General features: G+C 63.2%; 16 protein-coding genes. 9 read left to right on the top strand and 7 right to left on the bottom strand.

Going from position 1 to position 18,825, the window contains the following annotated elements; genetic code table 11:
• Nucleotides 1-23: 23 nt before the first annotated feature.
• Nucleotides 24-1,100, bottom strand: a complete 1,077-nt coding sequence (prfA, locus tag HMPREF2943_RS05065; protein ID WP_070443792.1) for a peptide chain release factor 1 — start codon at nt 1,098-1,100, stop codon at nt 24-26.
• On the bottom strand, nt 1,100-3,019 hold the full coding sequence (gene rho, locus HMPREF2943_RS05060; protein ID WP_070443789.1) for a transcription termination factor Rho: 1,920 nt from the start codon (nt 3,017-3,019) through the stop codon (nt 1,100-1,102). Before rho ends, prfA begins: the two co-directional genes overlap by 1 nt.
• Before the next feature lie 467 nt (nt 3,020-3,486).
• On the opposite strand from rho, the gene HMPREF2943_RS05055 reads away from it, so the two are divergent.
• The 5 genes from HMPREF2943_RS05055 to HMPREF2943_RS05035 all read left to right on the top strand — a co-directional run bounded on the left by HMPREF2943_RS05055 (nt 3,487) and on the right by HMPREF2943_RS05035 (nt 8,841).
• Nucleotides 3,487-5,241 carry a long-chain fatty-acid--CoA ligase gene (locus HMPREF2943_RS05055; protein WP_070710980.1) on the top strand — a complete coding sequence of 585 codons (1,755 nt, stop codon included), beginning with the start codon at nt 3,487-3,489 and terminating at the stop codon, nt 5,239-5,241.
• A 45-nt stretch (nt 5,242-5,286) separates the two neighbouring features.
• The gene (gene moaA, locus HMPREF2943_RS05050; RefSeq protein ID WP_070711003.1) at nt 5,287-6,426 is read left to right on the top strand and encodes a GTP 3',8-cyclase MoaA; all 1,140 of its coding nucleotides are present in this window, start codon (nt 5,287-5,289) and stop codon (nt 6,424-6,426) included.
• A 10-nt stretch (nt 6,427-6,436) separates the two neighbouring features.
• Nucleotides 6,437-7,654 (top strand): molybdopterin molybdotransferase MoeA, encoded by a 1,218-nt coding sequence (locus HMPREF2943_RS05045; protein WP_070710979.1) that lies wholly within the window; start codon nt 6,437-6,439, stop codon nt 7,652-7,654.
• A gap of 128 nt (nt 7,655-7,782) precedes the next feature.
• A complete protein-coding gene (gene moaC / locus HMPREF2943_RS05040) occupies nt 7,783-8,268 on the top strand; it encodes a cyclic pyranopterin monophosphate synthase MoaC (RefSeq protein ID WP_070710978.1) in 486 nt (161 codons plus the stop codon).
• A gap of 6 nt (nt 8,269-8,274) precedes the next feature.
• Nucleotides 8,275-8,841 (top strand): molybdenum cofactor guanylyltransferase, encoded by a 567-nt coding sequence (locus HMPREF2943_RS05035; RefSeq protein ID WP_070710977.1) that lies wholly within the window; start codon nt 8,275-8,277, stop codon nt 8,839-8,841.
• Here the strand turns inward: HMPREF2943_RS05035 and HMPREF2943_RS05030 are convergent.
• Both HMPREF2943_RS05030 and HMPREF2943_RS05025 read right to left on the bottom strand, forming a co-directional pair.
• On the bottom strand, nt 8,828-10,207 hold the full coding sequence (locus HMPREF2943_RS05030; protein WP_070710976.1) for a multicopper oxidase domain-containing protein: 1,380 nt from the start codon (nt 10,205-10,207) through the stop codon (nt 8,828-8,830). The two genes, HMPREF2943_RS05035 and HMPREF2943_RS05030, sit on opposite strands and share 14 nt — an antisense overlap.
• On the bottom strand, nt 10,188-11,387 hold the full coding sequence (locus tag HMPREF2943_RS05025) for a beta-carotene 15,15'-monooxygenase (RefSeq protein WP_070711002.1): 1,200 nt from the start codon (nt 11,385-11,387) through the stop codon (nt 10,188-10,190). Before HMPREF2943_RS05025 ends, HMPREF2943_RS05030 begins: the two co-directional genes overlap by 20 nt.
• Nucleotides 11,388-11,483: 96 nt before the next feature.
• Between HMPREF2943_RS05025 and HMPREF2943_RS05020 the strand changes: the two genes are divergently transcribed.
• From HMPREF2943_RS05020 to HMPREF2943_RS05005, 4 genes are all read left to right on the top strand, one after another.
• Nucleotides 11,484-11,744: a DUF2249 domain-containing protein gene (locus HMPREF2943_RS05020; protein WP_070710975.1), complete on the top strand. Its 261-nt coding sequence runs from the start codon at nt 11,484-11,486 to the stop codon at nt 11,742-11,744.
• 22 nt (nt 11,745-11,766) lie between these two features.
• Nucleotides 11,767-12,489, top strand: a complete 723-nt coding sequence (gene modA, locus HMPREF2943_RS05015; RefSeq protein WP_070710974.1) for a molybdate ABC transporter substrate-binding protein — start codon at nt 11,767-11,769, stop codon at nt 12,487-12,489.
• Nucleotides 12,490-14,229, top strand: coding sequence for an ATP-binding cassette domain-containing protein (locus HMPREF2943_RS05010; RefSeq protein ID WP_070710973.1), 1,740 nt, complete (start codon nt 12,490-12,492; stop codon nt 14,227-14,229).
• A 118-nt stretch (nt 14,230-14,347) separates the two neighbouring features.
• A complete protein-coding gene (locus tag HMPREF2943_RS05005; RefSeq protein WP_070710972.1) occupies nt 14,348-15,049 on the top strand; it encodes a helix-turn-helix transcriptional regulator in 702 nt (233 codons plus the stop codon).
• A 1-nt stretch (nt 15,050) separates the two neighbouring features.
• On the opposite strand, the gene thrB is transcribed toward HMPREF2943_RS05005, so the two are convergent.
• The 3 genes from thrB to lysA all read right to left on the bottom strand — a co-directional run bounded on the left by thrB (nt 15,051) and on the right by lysA (nt 18,803).
• Nucleotides 15,051-15,974, bottom strand: coding sequence for a homoserine kinase (gene thrB, locus HMPREF2943_RS05000; RefSeq protein ID WP_070710971.1), 924 nt, complete (start codon nt 15,972-15,974; stop codon nt 15,051-15,053).
• A gap of 17 nt (nt 15,975-15,991) precedes the next feature.
• Nucleotides 15,992-17,314: a homoserine dehydrogenase gene (locus tag HMPREF2943_RS04995; protein WP_070646010.1), complete on the bottom strand. Its 1,323-nt coding sequence runs from the start codon at nt 17,312-17,314 to the stop codon at nt 15,992-15,994.
• A gap of 151 nt (nt 17,315-17,465) precedes the next feature.
• The gene (gene lysA / locus HMPREF2943_RS04990; protein WP_070710970.1) at nt 17,466-18,803 is read right to left on the bottom strand and encodes a diaminopimelate decarboxylase; all 1,338 of its coding nucleotides are present in this window, start codon (nt 18,801-18,803) and stop codon (nt 17,466-17,468) included.
• Between the last annotated feature and the right edge of the window lie 22 nt (nt 18,804-18,825).

Below are 18,825 nucleotides of genomic sequence, written 5' to 3'. Positions count from 1 at the left end.
GTATCTAACCGTGCCTTAGCCTTCTAGCCTTCGGCCTCAAGGCGCTCCGCGCGCTCCTGGGCTTGCAGAGCTTCGATGAGATCCTGCATATCGCCGTCGAGCACGGAGTCAAGATTATTGGCCTTGTAACCAATGCGGTGATCGGTGATGCGGTTCTCCGGCCAGTTATAGGTGCGGATGCGCTCGGAGCGGTCCATGGTGCGCACCTGGGAGGCGCGCTGCTCGCCGGCCTCGGCCTCGCGGGCCTCGCGCTCCATCTGGTCCAGGCGAGCCTGCAGCACCTGCAGGGCACGCGCCTTGTTCTGAATCTGCGAGCGCTCCTTCTGACAGGTCACCACCAGGCCAGTGGGCAGGTGGGTAATACGCACAGCGGAGTCAGTGGTGTTCACGCCCTGACCACCCTTACCGGAGGAACGGTAAACGTCGACACGGATGTCCTTGTCATCGATATTGACGGAGTCGATCTCCTCCGGCTCCGGGTAGACCAGCACACCAGCAGCAGAGGTCTGGATGCGGCCCTGGGACTCGGTCACCGGCACGCGCTGTACACGGTGGACGCCGCCTTCAAACTTGAACACGCTCCACGCGCCATCGCGCGAGGGGGTCTTGGACTTGAAGGAGATGGACATATCCTTCACTCCGCCAAGGTCAGACTCGTTGAGGCCCAGGACCTCCCACTGGAAGCCTGCCTTGTCGGCGAAGCGCTCGTACATGCGGGCCAAGTCACCGGCGAAGAGCGCTGCCTCTTCGCCACCAGCACCGGCCTTGATCTCCATGATGATGTCCTCGGAGTCATGCTCATCGCGCGGGGCTAGGAGGTCCGCAAGTTGCTCCTCCAGCTGCACGACGAGCGGCTCGAGGCGGTCAACCTCAGACTGGAACTCGTGATCCTCGTAGGCCATCTCCTTGGCGTCGGCCAAATCCTGGCGGGCCTGCACCAGCTCTTCGTTGACGGCGACGATGGGGCGCAGCTCAGCGTAGCGCTTGGACAGCTTGCGGAATTGCGACTGATCCCCGGCTACGTCTGGGTCAGCCATCTGCATTTCGATGCCTTGGTACTCGGAGATGATGTCATCAACGAGGGAAACCTGGTTAGACATTACTTGTAGTCCTCCTCGTCCGTGTCTGCCGCCATGGGCGCGGACGAAGCGACCTGCATGAGGAACTCGCCGTTGGAGCGGGTCTTCTTGAGCTGCTTGATGAGCAGGTCAATGGCGGCGAAGGAGTCCAAGCCGGAGAGGATGCGGCGCAGTTTGGTCATGATGCGTGCCTCCTCCGGAACGAGCAGGAGCTCGTCCTTGCGGGTACCGGAGGGGTTGACGTCCACGGCCGGGAAGATGCGGCGCTCGGAGATAGCGCGGTCGAGCTTGAGCTCGGCGTTGCCGGTGCCCTTGAACTCCTCGAAGATGACAGTGTCACCGGTGGAGCCGGTCTCCACCATCGCGGTGGCGATGATGGTCAGCGAGCCGCCATTTTCGATGTTGCGGGCAGCGCCCAAGAAGCGCTTCGGCGGGTACAGGGCGTTGGAGTCCACACCACCGGACAGGATGCGGCCCGACGCCGGGGAGGAGTTGTTGTACGCACGGCCTAGGCGGGTGATGGAGTCGAGCAGAACGACGACGTCCTTGCCCTGCTCCACCAAGCGCTTGGCGCGCTCGATAGCCAGCTCTGCCACCGAGGTGTGCTCTGACGGAGGGCGGTCGAAGGTGGAGGCAATGACCTCACCGTTGACGCTGCGCTGCATGTCCGTGACCTCTTCGGGGCGCTCGTCCACGAGGACCACCATGAGGTAGCACTCCGGGTTATTCGTGGCGATGGCGTTGGCGATGTTCTGCAGGATCGTCGTCTTACCGGCCTTCGGCGGGGAGACGATGAGCGCGCGCTGGCCCTTACCAATCGGCATGATGAGGTCGATGACGCGAGTGGTGAGGATCTTCGGGTCCGTCTCCAGGCGCAGGCGCTGGTTCGGGTACAGCGGGGTGAGCTTGGCGAAGTCCGGGCGCTCCTTCGCGGTGGACGGATCCAAGCCGTTGACCGTGTCAACCTCCACCAGCTGGTTGTACTTGCGGCGATTGCGGCCGTTACCGTGGGTGTGGGTCGGGCCGGAAACTTTGACCTTGCCGGTCAGGGCGTCGCCAGAGCGCAGGCCTAGGCGGCGCACGAGGTTGTTGTTGACAAAGACATCGGAGCTGGCCGCGCGGTAGCCGGTGGTGCGCAGGAAGGCCACGTTGTTGTCGACGACCTCGAGGATGCCGCCGACTACCTGCACTTCATCGCCCTCGCGGATCTGCAGGTCATTGCCACCGTTGCCGCCGCCATCGCGGTCACGCCCGCGGCGGTTGCGACGGTTACGGCGGTTGCGGCGGCCTCCGCCGCCGTTGTTGTCATCATCGTTGCGGTGGTTATCGCGGCGGTTGTTGTTCTGGCCACCGCCGTTATTGCCGCCGTTATGACCGTTGCCACCGTTGCCGTGGTCACCGTTGTCGGAGTTCTTTCCGCCACGGGACTGGTTGTCCTCGGACTTGCCGTTGTTGTCCTCGGCGCCATTGTCATTCCCGTTGCCCTTGGACTCTCCGCGGGCCTCGCGCTCCTGACGGCGCGCACGGTTGCGGCGAGCGCGGCGGGCCTGGGAGCGGGACTCGTAGCGCTGCTCGTCGTGGCCGTCCTTGTGCTCGGACTCCTGAGCACCGTCCTCACCCTTCTGGGCGTTCTCGGATTCCTGCTGTGGCTGGTCCTGTTTCTTCTTGTCCTGCTCCGGCTGCTCGGAGGCCTGGTCAGCAGCACCGGCGGGGCGCGAGGCCTTGCGGGCCGCGCGACGCGGCTGTGCGTCCTTAGCCTCGCCCTCGGCAGCAGCCTTTGCGCCGCGTGCCGGAACCTGGCCGGTGGTCAGTGCAGTGATGAGGTCCCCCTTGCGCAGTCCAGAAACGCCGCGAAGTCCGCGCTCCGCAGCCAGCTTGCGCAATTCCGGCAGCTTCAGGGATGCGAGATCCTGTGCTGCGGTCTTGTCCGTATCGCTCACGGATATCCTTTCGTCGCTTCACCAACGCGCGCTGTCTTATCTGCCGCACCTGCACTGTGTGTGGTGCTGTTCCAAGCGGGCGTTGGAAGCCAGTGTGTAATTGAGATGGTCCACCGCCACCAGCGAGTTCACGCGACCGCGATCCCCGTGGGCGGTGGTTTTCTTTGGCTCTCCCCCCTCTCCGGCCCTGCGGTACGGAACATGAAGAACTCCTTGCAGAACTCCTGAAAAGTTCTCAAGGAAGCGGCCGCGGGTCAATCGCGGGGAGATATTTTAAGAAGGCGACTGCGAGCGTGTCTCTCCCCTCTCACCGTCGCGCACACCGTTGGACTGCCATGAGTTTTCACCACAGGTGTGTGCGCCGTAGAGGGAGCTCGGAGGTGCGGGGAAGGCCTTCCCCGCCAGTCGCCGACAACTATACCGCATCCTTCCACCGCGCTCACACTGACACGGCTAAAGTAGTGCGCATGCTCTCCACAATGCAGAATATCCCGCTGTCCCTCACTCGCATCCTGGAGTACGGTTCCACTGTCCACGGCCAAACCCAGGTGGTTACGTGGCACAGCGCCAATCCCGGCAATGAACGCGAAGAAACCACCTTCGCCGATATCGGCGCGCGCGCCGCTGCCTTCGCCCACGCCCTGCATGACACGCTCGGCATCACTGGCGATGAACGTGTGGGCTCCCTAATGTGGAACTGCGCCGAACACCTCGAAGTGCTTTTTGGCACCGCTTGCAAGGGGGCAGTATTTACCCCGCTCAACAAGCAGCTCATGAATGATCAGATCCGGCACATCATCAACCACGCTGAGGTCCGCGTTATCGTCGCGGATTGTCGCCTCGCCGAGCAACTGGCCCAAGTTCTAGAAGGCGTGGACTGCGTGCGTGCGGTGGTATTCACGGGTGTCGACAAGCCCAGCACCGCTCTGCCGGGCAACGTCGAGATTTATAGCTATGAGCAACTGCTGGATGGGCGCTCCACCGTGTATGACTGGCCGGTTCTGGATGAGCACACCGCCGCCGCACTGTGCTACTCCACCGGCACCACCGGTGCGCCCAAGGGCGTGCTCTACTCCCACCGCGCCCTGTACTTGGAAGGTATGCAGCTGCGCTCCTCCGATTCCTTGTGCGTGACCCACGGGGAGACATTTTTGTGCTGCATCCCCATCTACCACGTGCTGAGCTGGGGAGTTCCCTTCGCGGCGTGGATGACGGGCACGCCGCTGGTGCTTCCCGACGCCGACGTCTCCCCCGCCACCCTGGCCAAGGTCATCGCCGCCACCTCCCCGCGCGTGGCGCACGGTGTGCCCACCATTTGGATTCAGCTCTTCGTGCACTACCTCAAGAACCCACCGGAGCGCATGACCCTGACGGAGATCTTCGCTGGCGGCTCTCCTGTGCCGCCGCAGCTCATCAAGAGCTGGGAAGAGCGCTACGGCGTGGACGTGGTCCACGTGTGGGGCATGGCGGAAACCACCACGGTGGGCACCGTGGCTCGCCCGCCTTCAGGCGCCTCGGGTGAGGCCCGCTGGGCCTACCGTATTTCCCAAGGGCGCTTCCCAGCCGCCCTGGAATACCGCGTGGTTAACGACGGCCACGTAGTCAACACGACGGACCGCAACGCCGGTGAGATTCAGGTCCGCGGCAACCTGGTTACTGGCGCCTACTACCACTCGCCCGCCTCGGAGGATGGCGGCGCTGCTCACGAGTTCCGCGGGAAAGACGTCGAGGACGCGGCTTCCAAGTTCACGGCGGACGGCTGGCTACGCACCGGCGACGTCGGCTTCGTCACCGAGGATGGCTTCCTTACCGTGGAAGACCGAGCACGCGATGTCATTCGCTCCGGTGGTGAGTGGATTTACTCCGTGCAGTTGGAGAACCTCATCATGGCCAACCCGGTGGTACTCGAATGCGCCGTCATTGGCTACCCCGACAAACAGTGGGTCGAGCGCCCGCTGGCTGTCACCGTGCTCGCCGCAGATATCAGCCCCACAATTGAGACCGCCGAGCGCCTGCGCAACGGTATGCGCTCTGAGCTGCCCTCCTGGATGCTGCCGGAGTACTGGACCTTCGTGAAATCCATCGATAAAACCTCGGTGGGCAAGTTCGATAAGAAGGACCTGCGCGCCCACCTTGCGGAGGGCGAATACAACATCATCCGTCTCAAGGGCCCGGGTGAGGCGCAGCGCCTCGATGCCGAAGAAGGCGACGGGGAAGCTTAGTCCCCTCCTATTCATTTGGCGCGCTTCGATCTAGACTTGCCAGCAATGTCCGCCCAGCCATCCCAGCCTTCGCCACGCACCTCCGTCCCGCTGACTCTGCCATTGCCGCGTGTACGGGGAGCGGGGATGCCGCCCACGGACCTGCCGGCACCAGGAACCGAGGGCCGCCGTGCACTCGTGGATCGCTACGGCCGCCAGGCCCGCGACCTGCGCGTTTCTCTGACGGATCGCTGCAACCTGCGCTGCACCTACTGCATGCCCGCCGAAGGTTATGAGTGGCTGCCCACCGAACACACGCTCAGCGATGAAGAGACCATCCGGCTGATCCGCCTCGCAGTGGACAAGCTCGGCATCCAGCAGGTGCGCTTCACCGGTGGCGAGCCCCTTCTTCGCGGCTCCTTAGAGAAAATCATCGCCGCCACAAAAGCGCTCACTACCGATGAGGGCCGCTCTCCTACTGTTGCTCTCACCACCAACGGGCTAGGCCTGGATAAACGCCTGCCGGGGCTGCAGCGCGCCGGGCTGGACCGCGTCAATATCTCCCTGGACACGCTCGATCCGGAGCTCTATGCCCAGCTCACCCGACGCGACCGCCTGGCAGATGTGCTGACATCCATCGATGCCGCGCTGGCCGCCGACATTGATCCGGTCAAGGTCAATGCTGTCATCATGCCAGGCGTCAACGAATCCGCCATCCTGCCGTTGGCCCGTTTTTGTTTAGAGCGCGGCGCGCAGCTTCGTTTCATTGAGCAGATGCCGCTGGGCCCACGGGAGAAGTGGACGCGTTCCCAGATGGTCACCGCGGAGGACATCTTGGCACGCTTGGCCGAAGACTTCGAGCTCACCCCGGCTAAGAAACCCCGCGGCTCCGCGCCGGCTGCACTGTGGTCCGCGGTCTCGCGCGATGGCTCCCTCCCCACAGGACACATCGGGGTGATCGCCTCCGTGACGCGGCCCTTCTGCGGGGATTGCGACCGCACGCGCCTGACCGCAGACGGCGCGGTGCGCAATTGCCTCTTCGGCAACTCGGAAACCTCCTTGCGCGACCTCATGCGGGCCGGTGCCAGCGATGCGGAGCTCGCCACCGCGTGGGCGGGTGAAATGTGGAGGAAATTACCGGGCCATGGGGTGGATGATGAAGGTTTCCTCCAACCAGATCGCCCGATGTCCGCCATCGGCGGCTAGATTGGGTGCAATGACAAGCACTGGGACTGACTTAAGTATCGAGGAGTATTTCGACCGCCTCCACGCGCTGGTCCGCGCCCTGCCTGCGGAGCATGTCCCACTCTCGCAGGGTCACGTATTGGCTGAGCCCCTCGTCGCCCGCCTGCCCCTGCCAGCGCAAGATAATTCCGCGATGGATGGTTTCCTCATTCCTCAGCCCTCCTCACCCGACAGCCTCACCGTTCCTTTCACTCTGCCCGTCGTGGGTGATGTGCCTGCCGGCGCGTCTGCCCAGGCCCCGCAGCCCGGCACTGCGCTGCGCATCATGACCGGTGGTGCAGTACCCGCGGGCTTTGATGGTCTGGTCATCCCTGTGGAGGACACCGATATTCCGCCAGGCCCCGGGCCGCTGCCCGAGACCGTTACGGTGCACCGACTTCCCGAGCGCAACCACATCCGGCGGCGCGGCTCCCACATCGAGGCCGGGCACCAACTAGCCGGTGCCGCCACGCTGGTCGACGCCTCCCTCATCGCCGCCGCCATTTCTGCCGGGGTCAGCACCGCCGTGGTCCACCGCATCCCGCGAGTGAGCATTATCGCCACGGGCGAGGAGCTGCGCAACGGCCAGCTCCCGGATTCCAATGGGCCGATGCTCGAAGCACTCATGAGTGCCACCGGGCCCGTTGACATCACTCGCACGGTATGTGGCGATTCACCCGTTGAGCTGCGGCGCTGCTTCGACGCGGCTGCTGCTGATTCCGATCTCATCGTCACCACAGGCGGGGTATCCGCAGGAGCCTTTGACGTGGTTCGCGCGGTCATTGAGGATGTCGTGGAGCGCGGCTCTTATTGGTTCGGGCACGTCAACCAACGCCCCGGCGCGCCACAGGGCCACGCGCTGTGGAACGGCGTTCCCGTGGTGTGTTTGCCGGGCAACCCGGTGGCGGCGTTCGTCTCCGTGCATCTCTACCTCACCCCGCTTCTGCGTTCCTTGCGCGGCCTTCCCCGCCCCACCGGAGTTTTAGACCGGCCGCATCTGACGGCTGTCGCCGGGGCCGACTTCCCGCATCCGCACCGCCCGCTGATTCAGCCGTGCTCAATTGCTCTGGAGGGAAGCATTACCGCCTCTCCGCCGCCTGGTCCACGCATGCGCAGCCACCACGTTGCAGCACTGCCGGGCACGCAAGGTTTCGCGCTGCTGACGAGCTCCGTCACCGCAGGGGAGCAACTTACCGTCTACCCCTACTAGATTCAGGGTCTCCCCTTCTACAGCCCCCACCCCTCCGTTGCTGCCAAAGATCGCGCCTCAGAAACGCGGATCGGCCCACTCTTCGTCAGCTAGGCTAGGTCCACCGGAGGAAAGGACCCGCTGCAACAATGAAGTTCACTCATCTTAATGAGGCCGGCTCCGCCTACATGGTGGACGTGACCGATAAGAAGCCCACTGTGCGCACCGCCACCGCCCAAGGCGAAGTGGCATGCTCGCCGGAGGTCCTCACCGCACTGCGGGAGGGAGCCGTGCCGAAGGGCGACGTGCTTGCGGTTGCTCGAGTGGCCGGTATTGCGGCGGCGAAGAAGGTCCCGGATCTCCTGCCGCTGGCCCACACCATTGGTGTGCATGGCTGCGCAGTGGACATAGACCTGCGCGAAGACCACGTCTTCATCGAAGCCACCGTGCGCACCGCCGACCGCACCGGCGTAGAAATGGAGGCGCTGACCGCGGTGAACGTCGCCGCCCTAGCGCTCATCGACATGGTCAAAGGTGTGGATCGCTCCGCTTATATCCGGCGCTGCGGCATCACCGCGAAGTCCGGCGGTCGCTCGGGTGATTGGTCCCGTGAGCTGCCCGGCGCGGAAGGATAGAGAACAATGCCAGGTGTCATTGTTTTGGCGGGCGGACGCGGCACACGCATGGGTGGTGTGGACAAGGCAAGTATCACTCTCGCCGGTGAGCGCCTTATCGACCGCCTCCTGCGCCAGTTGCCCTATGACGCGCCGGTGGCGGTTGTCTCGCCCTACCACTTAGGCATGCCTCAAGTATGTGAAAAGCCCCTCTTTGGCGGGCCTGCCGCGGGAATCGCCGCGGGCCATGCCGCGTTGGTCGGCTCCTCAGAGTCCACCACCGCCATCTTTGCCGTCGATGCCCCGGATTCCCCACAGATGCTCCCCGCACTCGAGGTGGCTTTGGCAAGCTCCGGCGCTGATGTCGCGGTAGCCACACTTGATGGGCTGTCGCAGCCGCTGTGTGCACTGTGGCGCACCGAGTCCCTCGCCCGCGCTCTGAATGAGCTCGGCAATCCCCGCAATAAGTCAGTCATGCGCTTACTCGGACTCGCGAAGAACATCACCGAGATCGAAGGCACCGCCGCAGTGCACGATATAGATACCCTGGACGAGCTTCGCGAACGGCGCGAGCGGCGAGCTATTCAACGATGATCTGACCGTGCTGGCCCTTCTCTGCGTTCGTCATGAGGTGGTTCACAAAGGAGTAGGTCCCCGGCTCGTTGAAGGTCATCTCCACGAATCCGCCCTGGGCGGGCAAGAGGTCCAGCGCCTGGGATCCGGAATCCTTCGCGTCCTTAATCAGGTAGGCGCCTTCCTTGTACACGGTGTCGAATTGCTCGCCCACAACGTGGAAGCTCAGAGGCAAATCCGGGCCGAGGTTAACCAGCCAGATACGCACGGTATCGCCCACCTTGGCGCGCAGCGGTGCTAAGCCCTCGTCGTATTGATTGGGATAGTAGTTGAAGGCGGTGAGGTCATAGTCGCCATTGCTGACTCGCTGCGCATCCGCACCTTCAGCTTCCCTGCCCGCGGTGGCGAGGAAAACCTCGCTTGCCGTCATGACGTACTCCGCGTCAACGTCCCCCAGTGCATCCTCACCACGCGGATCGATAATGACTGCTCCTGCCATGCCGTTGGCAATGTGTAGACTCATCGGCATCGTTGAGCAGTGATACATCCAGATGCCTGCCCGGTGCGCGACAAATTCGTATGTCAGCGACTCGCCCGGCTGAATCGTCTTCATGTTCTTATCTGGGTTGACTTCACCAGCGTGAAAATCCACCGAATGCCCCATCGAGCCCTCGTTCTTGATGGTGATACGAAATCGGTCCCCGACCTTGCCGCGCAGGGTTGGTCCGGGTGCCTGCCCGTTGAAGAGCCACCGGGTTTGGCGCACTCCTGGGGCGACCTCAGCCTCCTCTTCTGTCATCACCCAGGTCTCCTCGTGAAGGTCGCCTTCCGCGGGAGCAAGGGAGGCATCGACGGCGTCGAAGCCCTCGCGTGCCGCCATGCGCTCGGCTGCTGAGGGCACCGTCGCCGGGGCACCAGCAGAGCCCGTGCTTGCCGACGCCCCCGCATGCTCATGGTCCCCAGATGCTGGCTCGTCGACGTTGACCATAAACGTCATCCCCTGCATTTTGTGCCCGGCGATCGTGCAATAGCCTTCCACGGAGTCATCGATGATCCCAGCATCCAGCTGCACGGTCTCACCTGGTTCTACCCTTCCGGTTTCCTCACGTCCGATCTTCAAGTCATGGACCTGGTCGCCCGTGTTATGAAAATTCACCACCAGGTGGCTGCCCGCAGCCACGTTAATAGAGGACGGAACAAAGGACATGCCGTCGACAGAGACATCCACAGTGACGGCATCGGCGGAAGCTACCAGCGCCGGATCTTGTTTCCCCATCCGCGAATTGGTCACTGCCAGTGCAATGACCGCCACCAAGGCAACAATGATGATGAGCCAGGATGCCCACTGCTTCTCAGATTGCTCCTTTTTAACGGGCACGCTTGACATGAACTTCTCCTTGAGATGACGAGACGGCCCACACTAGGGCCGCACAATTGGCGATGAGGCCTAGCCCCATCATGATAAGCCCGGCGAAGGACACGCTAGTAATGCCAGTGAGGCTCAGCACGCCGCCAAGGTTGATGAGCGCTACGCGCACGAACCCTGGAAGGTGGCCTCGCGCGGGATGAGCAGCCCCGGCCAGGATGGGCAGCATGTGGTGGAGTACCCCGGTCACGAGCTGCAGGAGGCCGGCGCCGACGAATGTGGGCATCAGGAGTAACGTCACCGCGCGCGGGTAGGCCCCGGCGAGAGTGGCCGCCGCGTCACCGGCACACAGTGCCAGCATCCATACCAGTCCCGCCATCGCGGACACGCTTGCCGTGGTCTTCACGCCGCCAAGCGCGCCCGCGAGTACTGGCTGAATGATGAACACAGCGGCGAGGACGGTGAGTAGCTGCGCCATGCCGGCGGCGCGGGTGAGCCCGGAGGCGTCGGCAAGCATAGCCACCCCCAGCCCCACGCAATGCACGGTCAATGCTCGACCACACCGGGCCCGGGCGACCGATGAAATTGGCGTTCGGGTCAACGTGGGCAGCAGCGTGACCACGGTGCCCACAATGGTAAGCAGTGCAAACCCCCACACCATGCCGCGTGAATGCGCCGCCACCAACAGCGAGTAGTTACCCACCCCGTGCGCAGCCAGGATGGCCAATAACACAGAGACCACCATGAAGCACGCCGCGGCCAGATAAAAGGGCACGGTGACTGCAAAAGAGCCAGAAAGAGAGCCTCGAAGCTTAGACCACAACGCCCACAGGTGCCACGTGACTGCGACGATGACGAGTGAGGAGCCAATATCCGCGAGCATTCCCCAGTCGTAGCCTGCGCGGTCGACGAGCAACAGGACCAGACCTACCTGCACTAGGCCCACCCGTGTGCCCACCCCGCGGAACCCGACGGCTGGGGTGCGGGTCAGCGCCTCCGTGAAGTGGGTGCTGAATACGAGGATCGCGGTGGTCAGCGCTCCGAGGGTAAACGGATGGATGAGATCCCACCACACGACGGGTGCTCCCAGATAACTCGCCACGGTGATTCCCACGCCCACCGCGATCCACAAGGCCACGAGGCTAAAGGCAATGGTGTGCCAACGCCGGCGCGACGTCAACGAGACATCCCGCACAGATATACCTGACTTAGTTATTTGCACGGATATAATCGTAGTAAATTAAAGACGCGGGCAGCAACGCCAGCTCCCCCTAGAAAATCGAAACGGAAAAGATCAATGAACTTGCCGCTTATCGACGCCTCCAAGGGCCACGACATCCCCACCCTCAACGCCTCCGAAATCCCTCACGCGGTGCGCCACGGCGCCATCCATGGGGCACTCGGCACCCTCAACGTGGGCGAAGCCATGATCCTCATAGCTCCGCACGACCCCCTTCCGCTGCTCAAAGAGGTGGACCAGCGGGAGGAGATTTTCACTCACGAGTATCTTAAGAAAGAACCACAAGACGTCCACATCAAATTCACGCGCACCGAGTAATGCTGCCGTACCCTAACGAAGCATGCGCCTTCTTAGAATTGCTGCCCCCGTCATCGCCGCCGCGCTGACTGTTGCCGGTTGCGCCTCTGATTCCACAGAGCCCTTGCAGGTGTTTGCTGCATCCTCGACAAGAGTGTTGAATGACGAGCTTGCTAGCGCCTCCGGGACTCCCCTGGCCTTCAACAACGGCGGCTCTTCTGCTTTGGTGCAGCAAGTCGATGAGGGAGCGCCCGCAGACCTTCTCCTCACTGCTTCTCGGGAGACCATGGAGAATGCACTCGCTCAGGGCAGCGTGGAGACGCCCGTGGCCTTAGCCAGCAACGTCATGGTTATGGTCGTGCCGAAAGGTAATCCTCAAGGTCTTCGCTCTGCAGCAGACCTGGAGCCCTCGGCACGCCTAGTTCTCTGTGACCCGAGCGTGCCTTGCGGAGCCATTTCCACGCGCATTATGGAGGCCAATGGCTGGCATCTGTACGCATCATCTTTGGAGAGCCAAGTCGCTGATGTCCTGGGAAAGGTTGCCTCCGGTGAAGCGGACGCCGGGTGGGTCTATTCCACCGACGCCGCCGCGAGCGAAGATGTCGAGGCCATCCCGCTCGCCCACGCGGAAGACTTCCGCAATGAGATCATGGGTGCTGTGGTGGCTTCTTCATCCCGGCATGAAGAAGCCCAAGAAGTCCTCTCGCTTCTCGCGTCGGATTTTGACAGCACCTGGGAACAATTCGGCTTCACTCCGGTGAACTAGGTGGCAGGCATAACTCTGCGCGAGCAGCGCCCACGAGTCCCTTGGCCGGTCATCGCCGCTGGCGCGCTCGCCGCTATCTACATTCTCGCCCCAGTCCTCGCCTTGGGAGTGCGGGTGCCCTGGGGGCAACTCTCTGACACGCTGAACTCTCCGACGACCCAGGATCTTCTCCGCGTCAGCCTGTCCGCGGCGGCGTGGTCTACAGTGCTGTCCACGTTGCTGGGCACCTGCTTGGCGCTGTGGCTGCAGCAGCTGCACCGCGTCTCCCACCTGGTGAGGCTGGTGGTCTACCTCCCCTTGGCCATGCCTCCCGTCGTGGGCGGCTTGGCTCTCACTGCGCTGCTGGGGCGCCGTGGGCTGCTTGGTCCTGTTCTGGAGCAGGCTGGACTGCACGTGTCTTTCGCCTTCCCGGGTGTCGTGGCAGCCCATGTCTTCGTCACGCTTCCCTTCGCGGTGGTGGCGGTGGACTCCGCGCTGCGGCAACTCGATCCTGAGGTCATCGCCAGCGCGCGCGGCATCGGCTTAGGAGCGGGAACCATCCTTCGGCGCATCATTCTCCCAGCCATCCGCCCCGCTGTGTTCACCGGTGGTGCGCTGGCTTTCGCCCGCTCACTGGGTGAATTCGGAACAACTATCACCTTCGCCGGTTCCCTGCCCGGCTCGACCCGAACCATGCCGAGCGGAATCTACCTCGAGCGCGAGGTCAGCGCGGACAATGCCTATGCCCTTTCCGCCGTGCTTATTGGAATAGCCATCCTTGCGCTCACCGCCGCCGGACTGCCCCTGTTGCTGCGGCGTCGCCGCGAGCCGAAGGTGCGCATGCTCAAGCCGATGGATCCTGCGGCACTTCGCACTGCCACCACCCCTGTGGACTCAGCCCACGATCTTTCCGTAACTATCGGTAACGCCACCACCACGTTCCGGGGCGGGCGCATGACCGCGGTGGTCGGGCCCAACGGTGCCGGAAAGACCACGCTTCTGCGTTTCATTAGCGGGCGACTCCAAGGGGCACACACCAACGCCGAACGCGTGATCATGCTTTCTCAAAACCCTGGGCTGCCGCCCACTGCCACCGTGGCTCAAGCGTTGACGATGGTGACCAAAGACCCGCAAAGGACCAAAGAGTTGATCAACGCCGCCGGACTGCAAGAGCTGGGCCATGTATCCGAGCTTTCCGGCGGTCAAGCCGCGCAAGTTGCCCTCCTCCGCGCGCTGGCGGCGCGCCCGGCGGTATTGGTTGCGGATGAGCCCTTTGCCGCCATGGACGTAGAATCCGCCGCGCGTTGGCGCCACTTACTGCGCTTTTCAGCCGCTGACCGTACCACCGTCATCGTCACCCACAGCCGCGTGGACCTCGACACGCTGGCGGACGACATCCTGGTGATGGAAGCCGGCAACATCATCTCTCAAGGCTCCGCGGAGCGCCTACTGGAACGGCCCCCGTCCCGTTTTATGGCAGAGCTGGCGGGCGTCAATGTGCTTCGCGGCTACCACCAGAATGATGCATTTCAGCCAGCTCGCAACGGCGAGCACTGGGCGGCCTTTCCCCAGTCTGCGCTGCGCTTCGACCCCGCTGGCGCACTGAGCGCGACCATTGTGGCCGATCTGGGCAAAACCACCCTTATTGACATTGACGGCCAACGGCTCACAGTGGGCGAGCCAGCAGGCAACAATGCTCCCAGCGACGAGGTCTCCGTGGCCCTCGACGCCACCGCCCTCACGGTCTACACCCGTACTTAATCCATGGGATTTTACCCACGTCGTCACGCAGGTCGTGGTGCCTCTGAGCACCGCAGTGGAAGAAAATCAGGACCTCGGATGTAGAATCCTTCTAGAGTTTTTCAAGGAGTCACAGTTCATGTCCGCATTTGCTACGCCTAGCCCCCGCTCCTCCAGCGAGCTGTTTCCTGACACGATGAAGCTCTCCCCCAAGCAGCGCGACGTCCTCTCGGCCTTACAGAAATTCCCGCAAGGAGCACGGGCTGCAGAGATTGCGAAGAAGATGGGCATGCATGTCAACACCGCGCGCGGCCACCTAGATGAGCTCGTTCGCGCTGGCGCGGTGCGAGTAGTTACTGCTCCGGCGAAGGGGCGCGGACGCCCCTCACTGATCTTCCAAGTGCGGGTGCCGGACAACCGTTCAGTGGCGGAGGAATACGTCACGCTGATCAGCGTGCTCATCACAGCGCTGGCGGAAAAAGACCAGCTCAACGATTATTCCTCGGAGCAGGCGCGGGAGCTTGGCCGCGAATGGGCCAAAACTGCGGCCACCAGCCATGGTGCTGAGGCACTCGGCTCGCTTTATCTGATGATGCGCGATATGGGCTTTGACCCGGTAACCTCGTCCGATCACTTCGACGAGGAAGGCCGCGCCGATGTGGAGCTACACGCCTGCCCATTTGTCAGCGCCGGTGTGGAGCCCTCCCCCTTCGTCTGCGCCATCCACGATGGCTACTTGGAGCAGGCGGCTGCCGATTCCGGTGGGAGGTTAAGCCTGAAGCTGATCCCGAAGTCCGGAAACGGCGTGTGCCGAATCAACGTGGAAAAGGAGGCTAGCTAGCCTAACCGCGCTCGACGGAAACCGGCCCGGCGACCTCCAGCTCCAGCACGCGCAGGTTCTGTCCGCGGGCATCCTCGAGGATCTCTTCCTCGATGGGCTCGGTGTGCAAGACCATGACGGTGGGGCCAGCACCGGACAGGTAGGCGGCATAGCCGCGGTTGCGCAGGCGGTTGACCCACTCCGCGGTCACCGGCAGGACATCAGCGCGATAAGGCTGGTGCAGACGGTCGCGGGTGCCTTCCCACAGCAGGTCCGGATAGGCGGTCAACGCCGCCACGTTCACCGCAGTACGGGAGACGTTGAAGGCGGCATCGGCGTGCGTGACGTGCGAGGGAAGCACGCGGCGCACCGCCTGGGTTGATGCATGGAAGTCCGGGACCAAGGCCGTGGCCTTGATAGTCGGGTGCACGTCTAAGGTGGCGGCGCGGTACTCCGGGAGCGAGCGGCCGTCGACAGGCACGGTGGTCCACGAGACCACGGCGTTTCCTAGCACGGAGGCCGCGGCGTTATCCGGGTGGCCTTCGAAGGCTGAAGACAGCTGAACAACCTGCTCCTCGGAGAGCGGGAAGCCAGCCAGACCATTGCCCGCGGCCACGCCGGCTACCGCGGCCGAGGCCGAGGAGCCCAAACCGCGGGACTGCGGGATGTTATTCGTGCACACCACGCGCAGGCCGGTAGCTTCCACGTCAGCAGCCTTCAGCGCAGAACGGATGGCCTTGACTACCAGGTGGGAGCCATCGCGAGGAAGCTCATCGGCGCCCTCGCCGAAGATCTCCACTTCCAAACCGGAGCGCGTGACTTCTACCTCTACGGTGTCGTAGAGGCTCAGCGCGATGCCAAGGGTGTCGTAGCCCGGGCCTAAGTTGGCCGAGGAGGCCGGGACCTGGACGGTGACCTTGGTGCCAACTTCGATATCGATACTCATTGTTGTACCTAAGCCCCTTAAACGCCCAGGCGGATGACGGAGTGAACGGCCTTGACCTCATCGAGCTCGCCGAGGGCAGCAACGATATCCTCGAGCACCGCTTCCTTCGCCGCGTGGGTGACCACGATGAGGCGGGCGGTGGCATCGCCGTCTTCCTGGCGCACGGTGCGCAGGGAGACACCGTGGCGGGCAAAGACACCGGAGATGGCGGAGAGCACGCCGGTGCGGTCTTCAACTTCCATGTCGACGTGATAACGAGTTTCCACTTCTCCGAACTCCGCAATAGGTAGGTTGGCATAGGTGTTCTCCCCCGGCGCACGGCCGCCGTGGACGATGTTGCGTGCCGCACCGATGACATCACCCAGCACAGCAGATGCCGTCGGGTTACCGCCGGCACCGTTGCCGTAGAACATCAGGGAACCAGCGGCCTCCGCCTCAACGAAGATGGCGTTATAGGACTGGCTGACCGAAGCCAACGGGTGCTCCTTCGGAACCAACGTCGGGTGCACGCGGGCGTTGACGGATTCCGCACCGGTCTCCTCATCCACGAGGCGCTCACAGATGGCCAGCAACTTGATGGAGTAGCCGGCCTGGTTGGCAGCCGTGATGTCATCGGCGGTGATCTTGGAAATACCCTCGCAGTAGACATCGTCGAAGGTCAGGCGGGTATAGAAGCCCAGGGATGCCAGGATGGCAGCCTTGGAGGCAGCGTCGTGGCCCTCCACGTCAGCGGTGGGATCGGCCTCGGCGTAGCCCAGGCGAGTGGCCTCAGCCAGCGCATCCTCATAGGAGGCACCGGTGGACTCCATGGCGTCCAGGATGAAGTTGGTGGTGCCGTTGACGATTCCGGAGATGCGCTGGATCTTGTCACCGGCCAGGGAGCGGCGCAGCATGCCGACGACCGGGATGGCGGCGGCTACAGCGGCCTCGAAGTAAAGGTCAACGTCGGCGCGGTCGGCAGCTTCAGCGAGCTCATCCGCGTGCGCGGCCACGAGAGCCTTGTTGGCGGTGACCACGGATTTACCGGCGTTGAGGGCGGCGAGGACAAGCTCGCGCGGGAAATCAATGCCGCCGATGACCTCGACGACAAGGTCGATATCATCGCGCAGGACAAGTGCCTTGGCGTCGTCGGTCAGCAGCTCCGCCGGAACGCCCGGGCGCAGCTTGTTCTTGTTGTGCACGGCAACGCCGCGGATCTCCACGGGGCCGCCGATGCGGTGTGCAAAAGCGTCAGCGTTCTCCTGCACGAGGCGGAAAACCTCAGCGCCCACAGTGCCAAATCCAAGCAGCGCGATTCCTACGGGTTCGCCTTCGGGCTTCTTGCTACGGTTCGTCGTCATGGTGTCCCCTTGTTGAAATTGCGAAAGATTCTTACGTGCTAGCCCATCACTATACAGAACGAGCTGTCTATTTCTATACGACATGGCCGGCACAACGTGCGACCGGCCATGTCTTTGTGAATAAAATGCGGTGAGCTGTGCCAACGCCGCGCTAGTCGACGTCCAACGCCAGCAAGTCCTCCACCGTTTCCCGGCGCAGCATGAGCGAGGCTTTGCCGTCACGCACGGAAACTACTGCTGGGCGCAGAGCGCCGTTATAGCGCGAGGCCATCATGTACTGATAGGCGCCGGTGGTGGCGAAAGCGAGGAGATCCCCGGTAGTGATATCCGAGGGGAAACGGCGCTCGTTGACCAGAATGTCACCGGACTCACAGTGGAAGCCCACGATGCGCGAGTCCACCGGCTCGCCCTGGGTGCGGCGATTGACCACGCGCACGTCATACTCAGAGCCATAGAGCGCCGGCCGGATGTTATCGGACATGCCACCGTCCACGGAGAGGTAGCGGCGCATCGGCAGATCCGCCTTGCCGGTCTCCACGTCCTTGACCGTGCCCACGCGGTAGACGGTGACCGCGGAGGCACCCACCAGCGAGCGGCCGGGCTCCACCAGCACGAAGGGCGGCTTGATGCCGAGCTCAGTGGCGGTGCGCTCCACGGCGTCGAGCAGGTCCTTGGCCAGCTTGGCGACGTCGAGTGCTTCCTCGTATTCCATGTAGGGAATGCCGAAGCCGCCGCCCAAGTCCAGCTCCTCAAGGGCAACGCCGAGCTCGGAGTGAATGCGCTTATATAGGCTCAGCACGCGCTCGGCGGCCAGCTTGAAGCCATCGGCATTAAACACCGAGGAGCCCACGTGGCAGTGCAGGCCCACGAGCTTCAGGTTCGCGGATTCCAACACCGTGCGAGCGACATCGAAGGCGGCGCCGGTGGACAGAGAAATGCCGAACTTTTGATCCTCATGAGCCGTGGCGATGAATTCGTGCGTGTGGGCATCCACGCCGGGCTTGACGCGGATCATCACCGGCTGCACACGGCCGGCGGCCGCCGCAATGCTGTTGAGGCGCGAGAGCTCCTCCGCGTTATCCAAAACCACATGGCCAATCCCCTCGTTTACGCACAACTCAAGGTATTCGTCTTCCTTGTTGTTGCCGTGCGCGGTCATGCGCTCCGGTGGGAAGTCCGCAGCGAGCGCCAGCTTGGCCTCGTTGAGGGAGGCCACGTCAAGGCACAGGCCCTCCTCATCTACCCAGCGGACGATGCGCTTGGTAATGAAAGCCTTGGAGGCATAGTGCACGTGGTCAGGACCGCCGAAGGCCTGGGCCATGTCCCGGCAGCGCGAGCGGAAATCCTGCTCATCAAAGACATAGAGCGGGGTGCCGTATTCTTCGGCCAGGTCGGTCAGGGAAACGCCGCCGATCGAGACCACACCATCGGAGTCACGAGCAGCGTTGCGCGGCCACACGTGGGCCGGAAGAGAATTGAAATCAGTCATCGATACCTTGTCTTACATCTTC

The sequence above is a fragment of the Corynebacterium sp. HMSC072D12 genome (assembly GCF_001813925.1).
Taxonomy (GTDB): Bacteria; Actinomycetota; Actinomycetes; order Mycobacteriales; family Mycobacteriaceae; genus Corynebacterium; species Corynebacterium aurimucosum.
The sequence above is the reverse complement of the archived record's forward strand: the minus strand, read 5'-3'. Positions and strand labels throughout refer to the sequence as shown.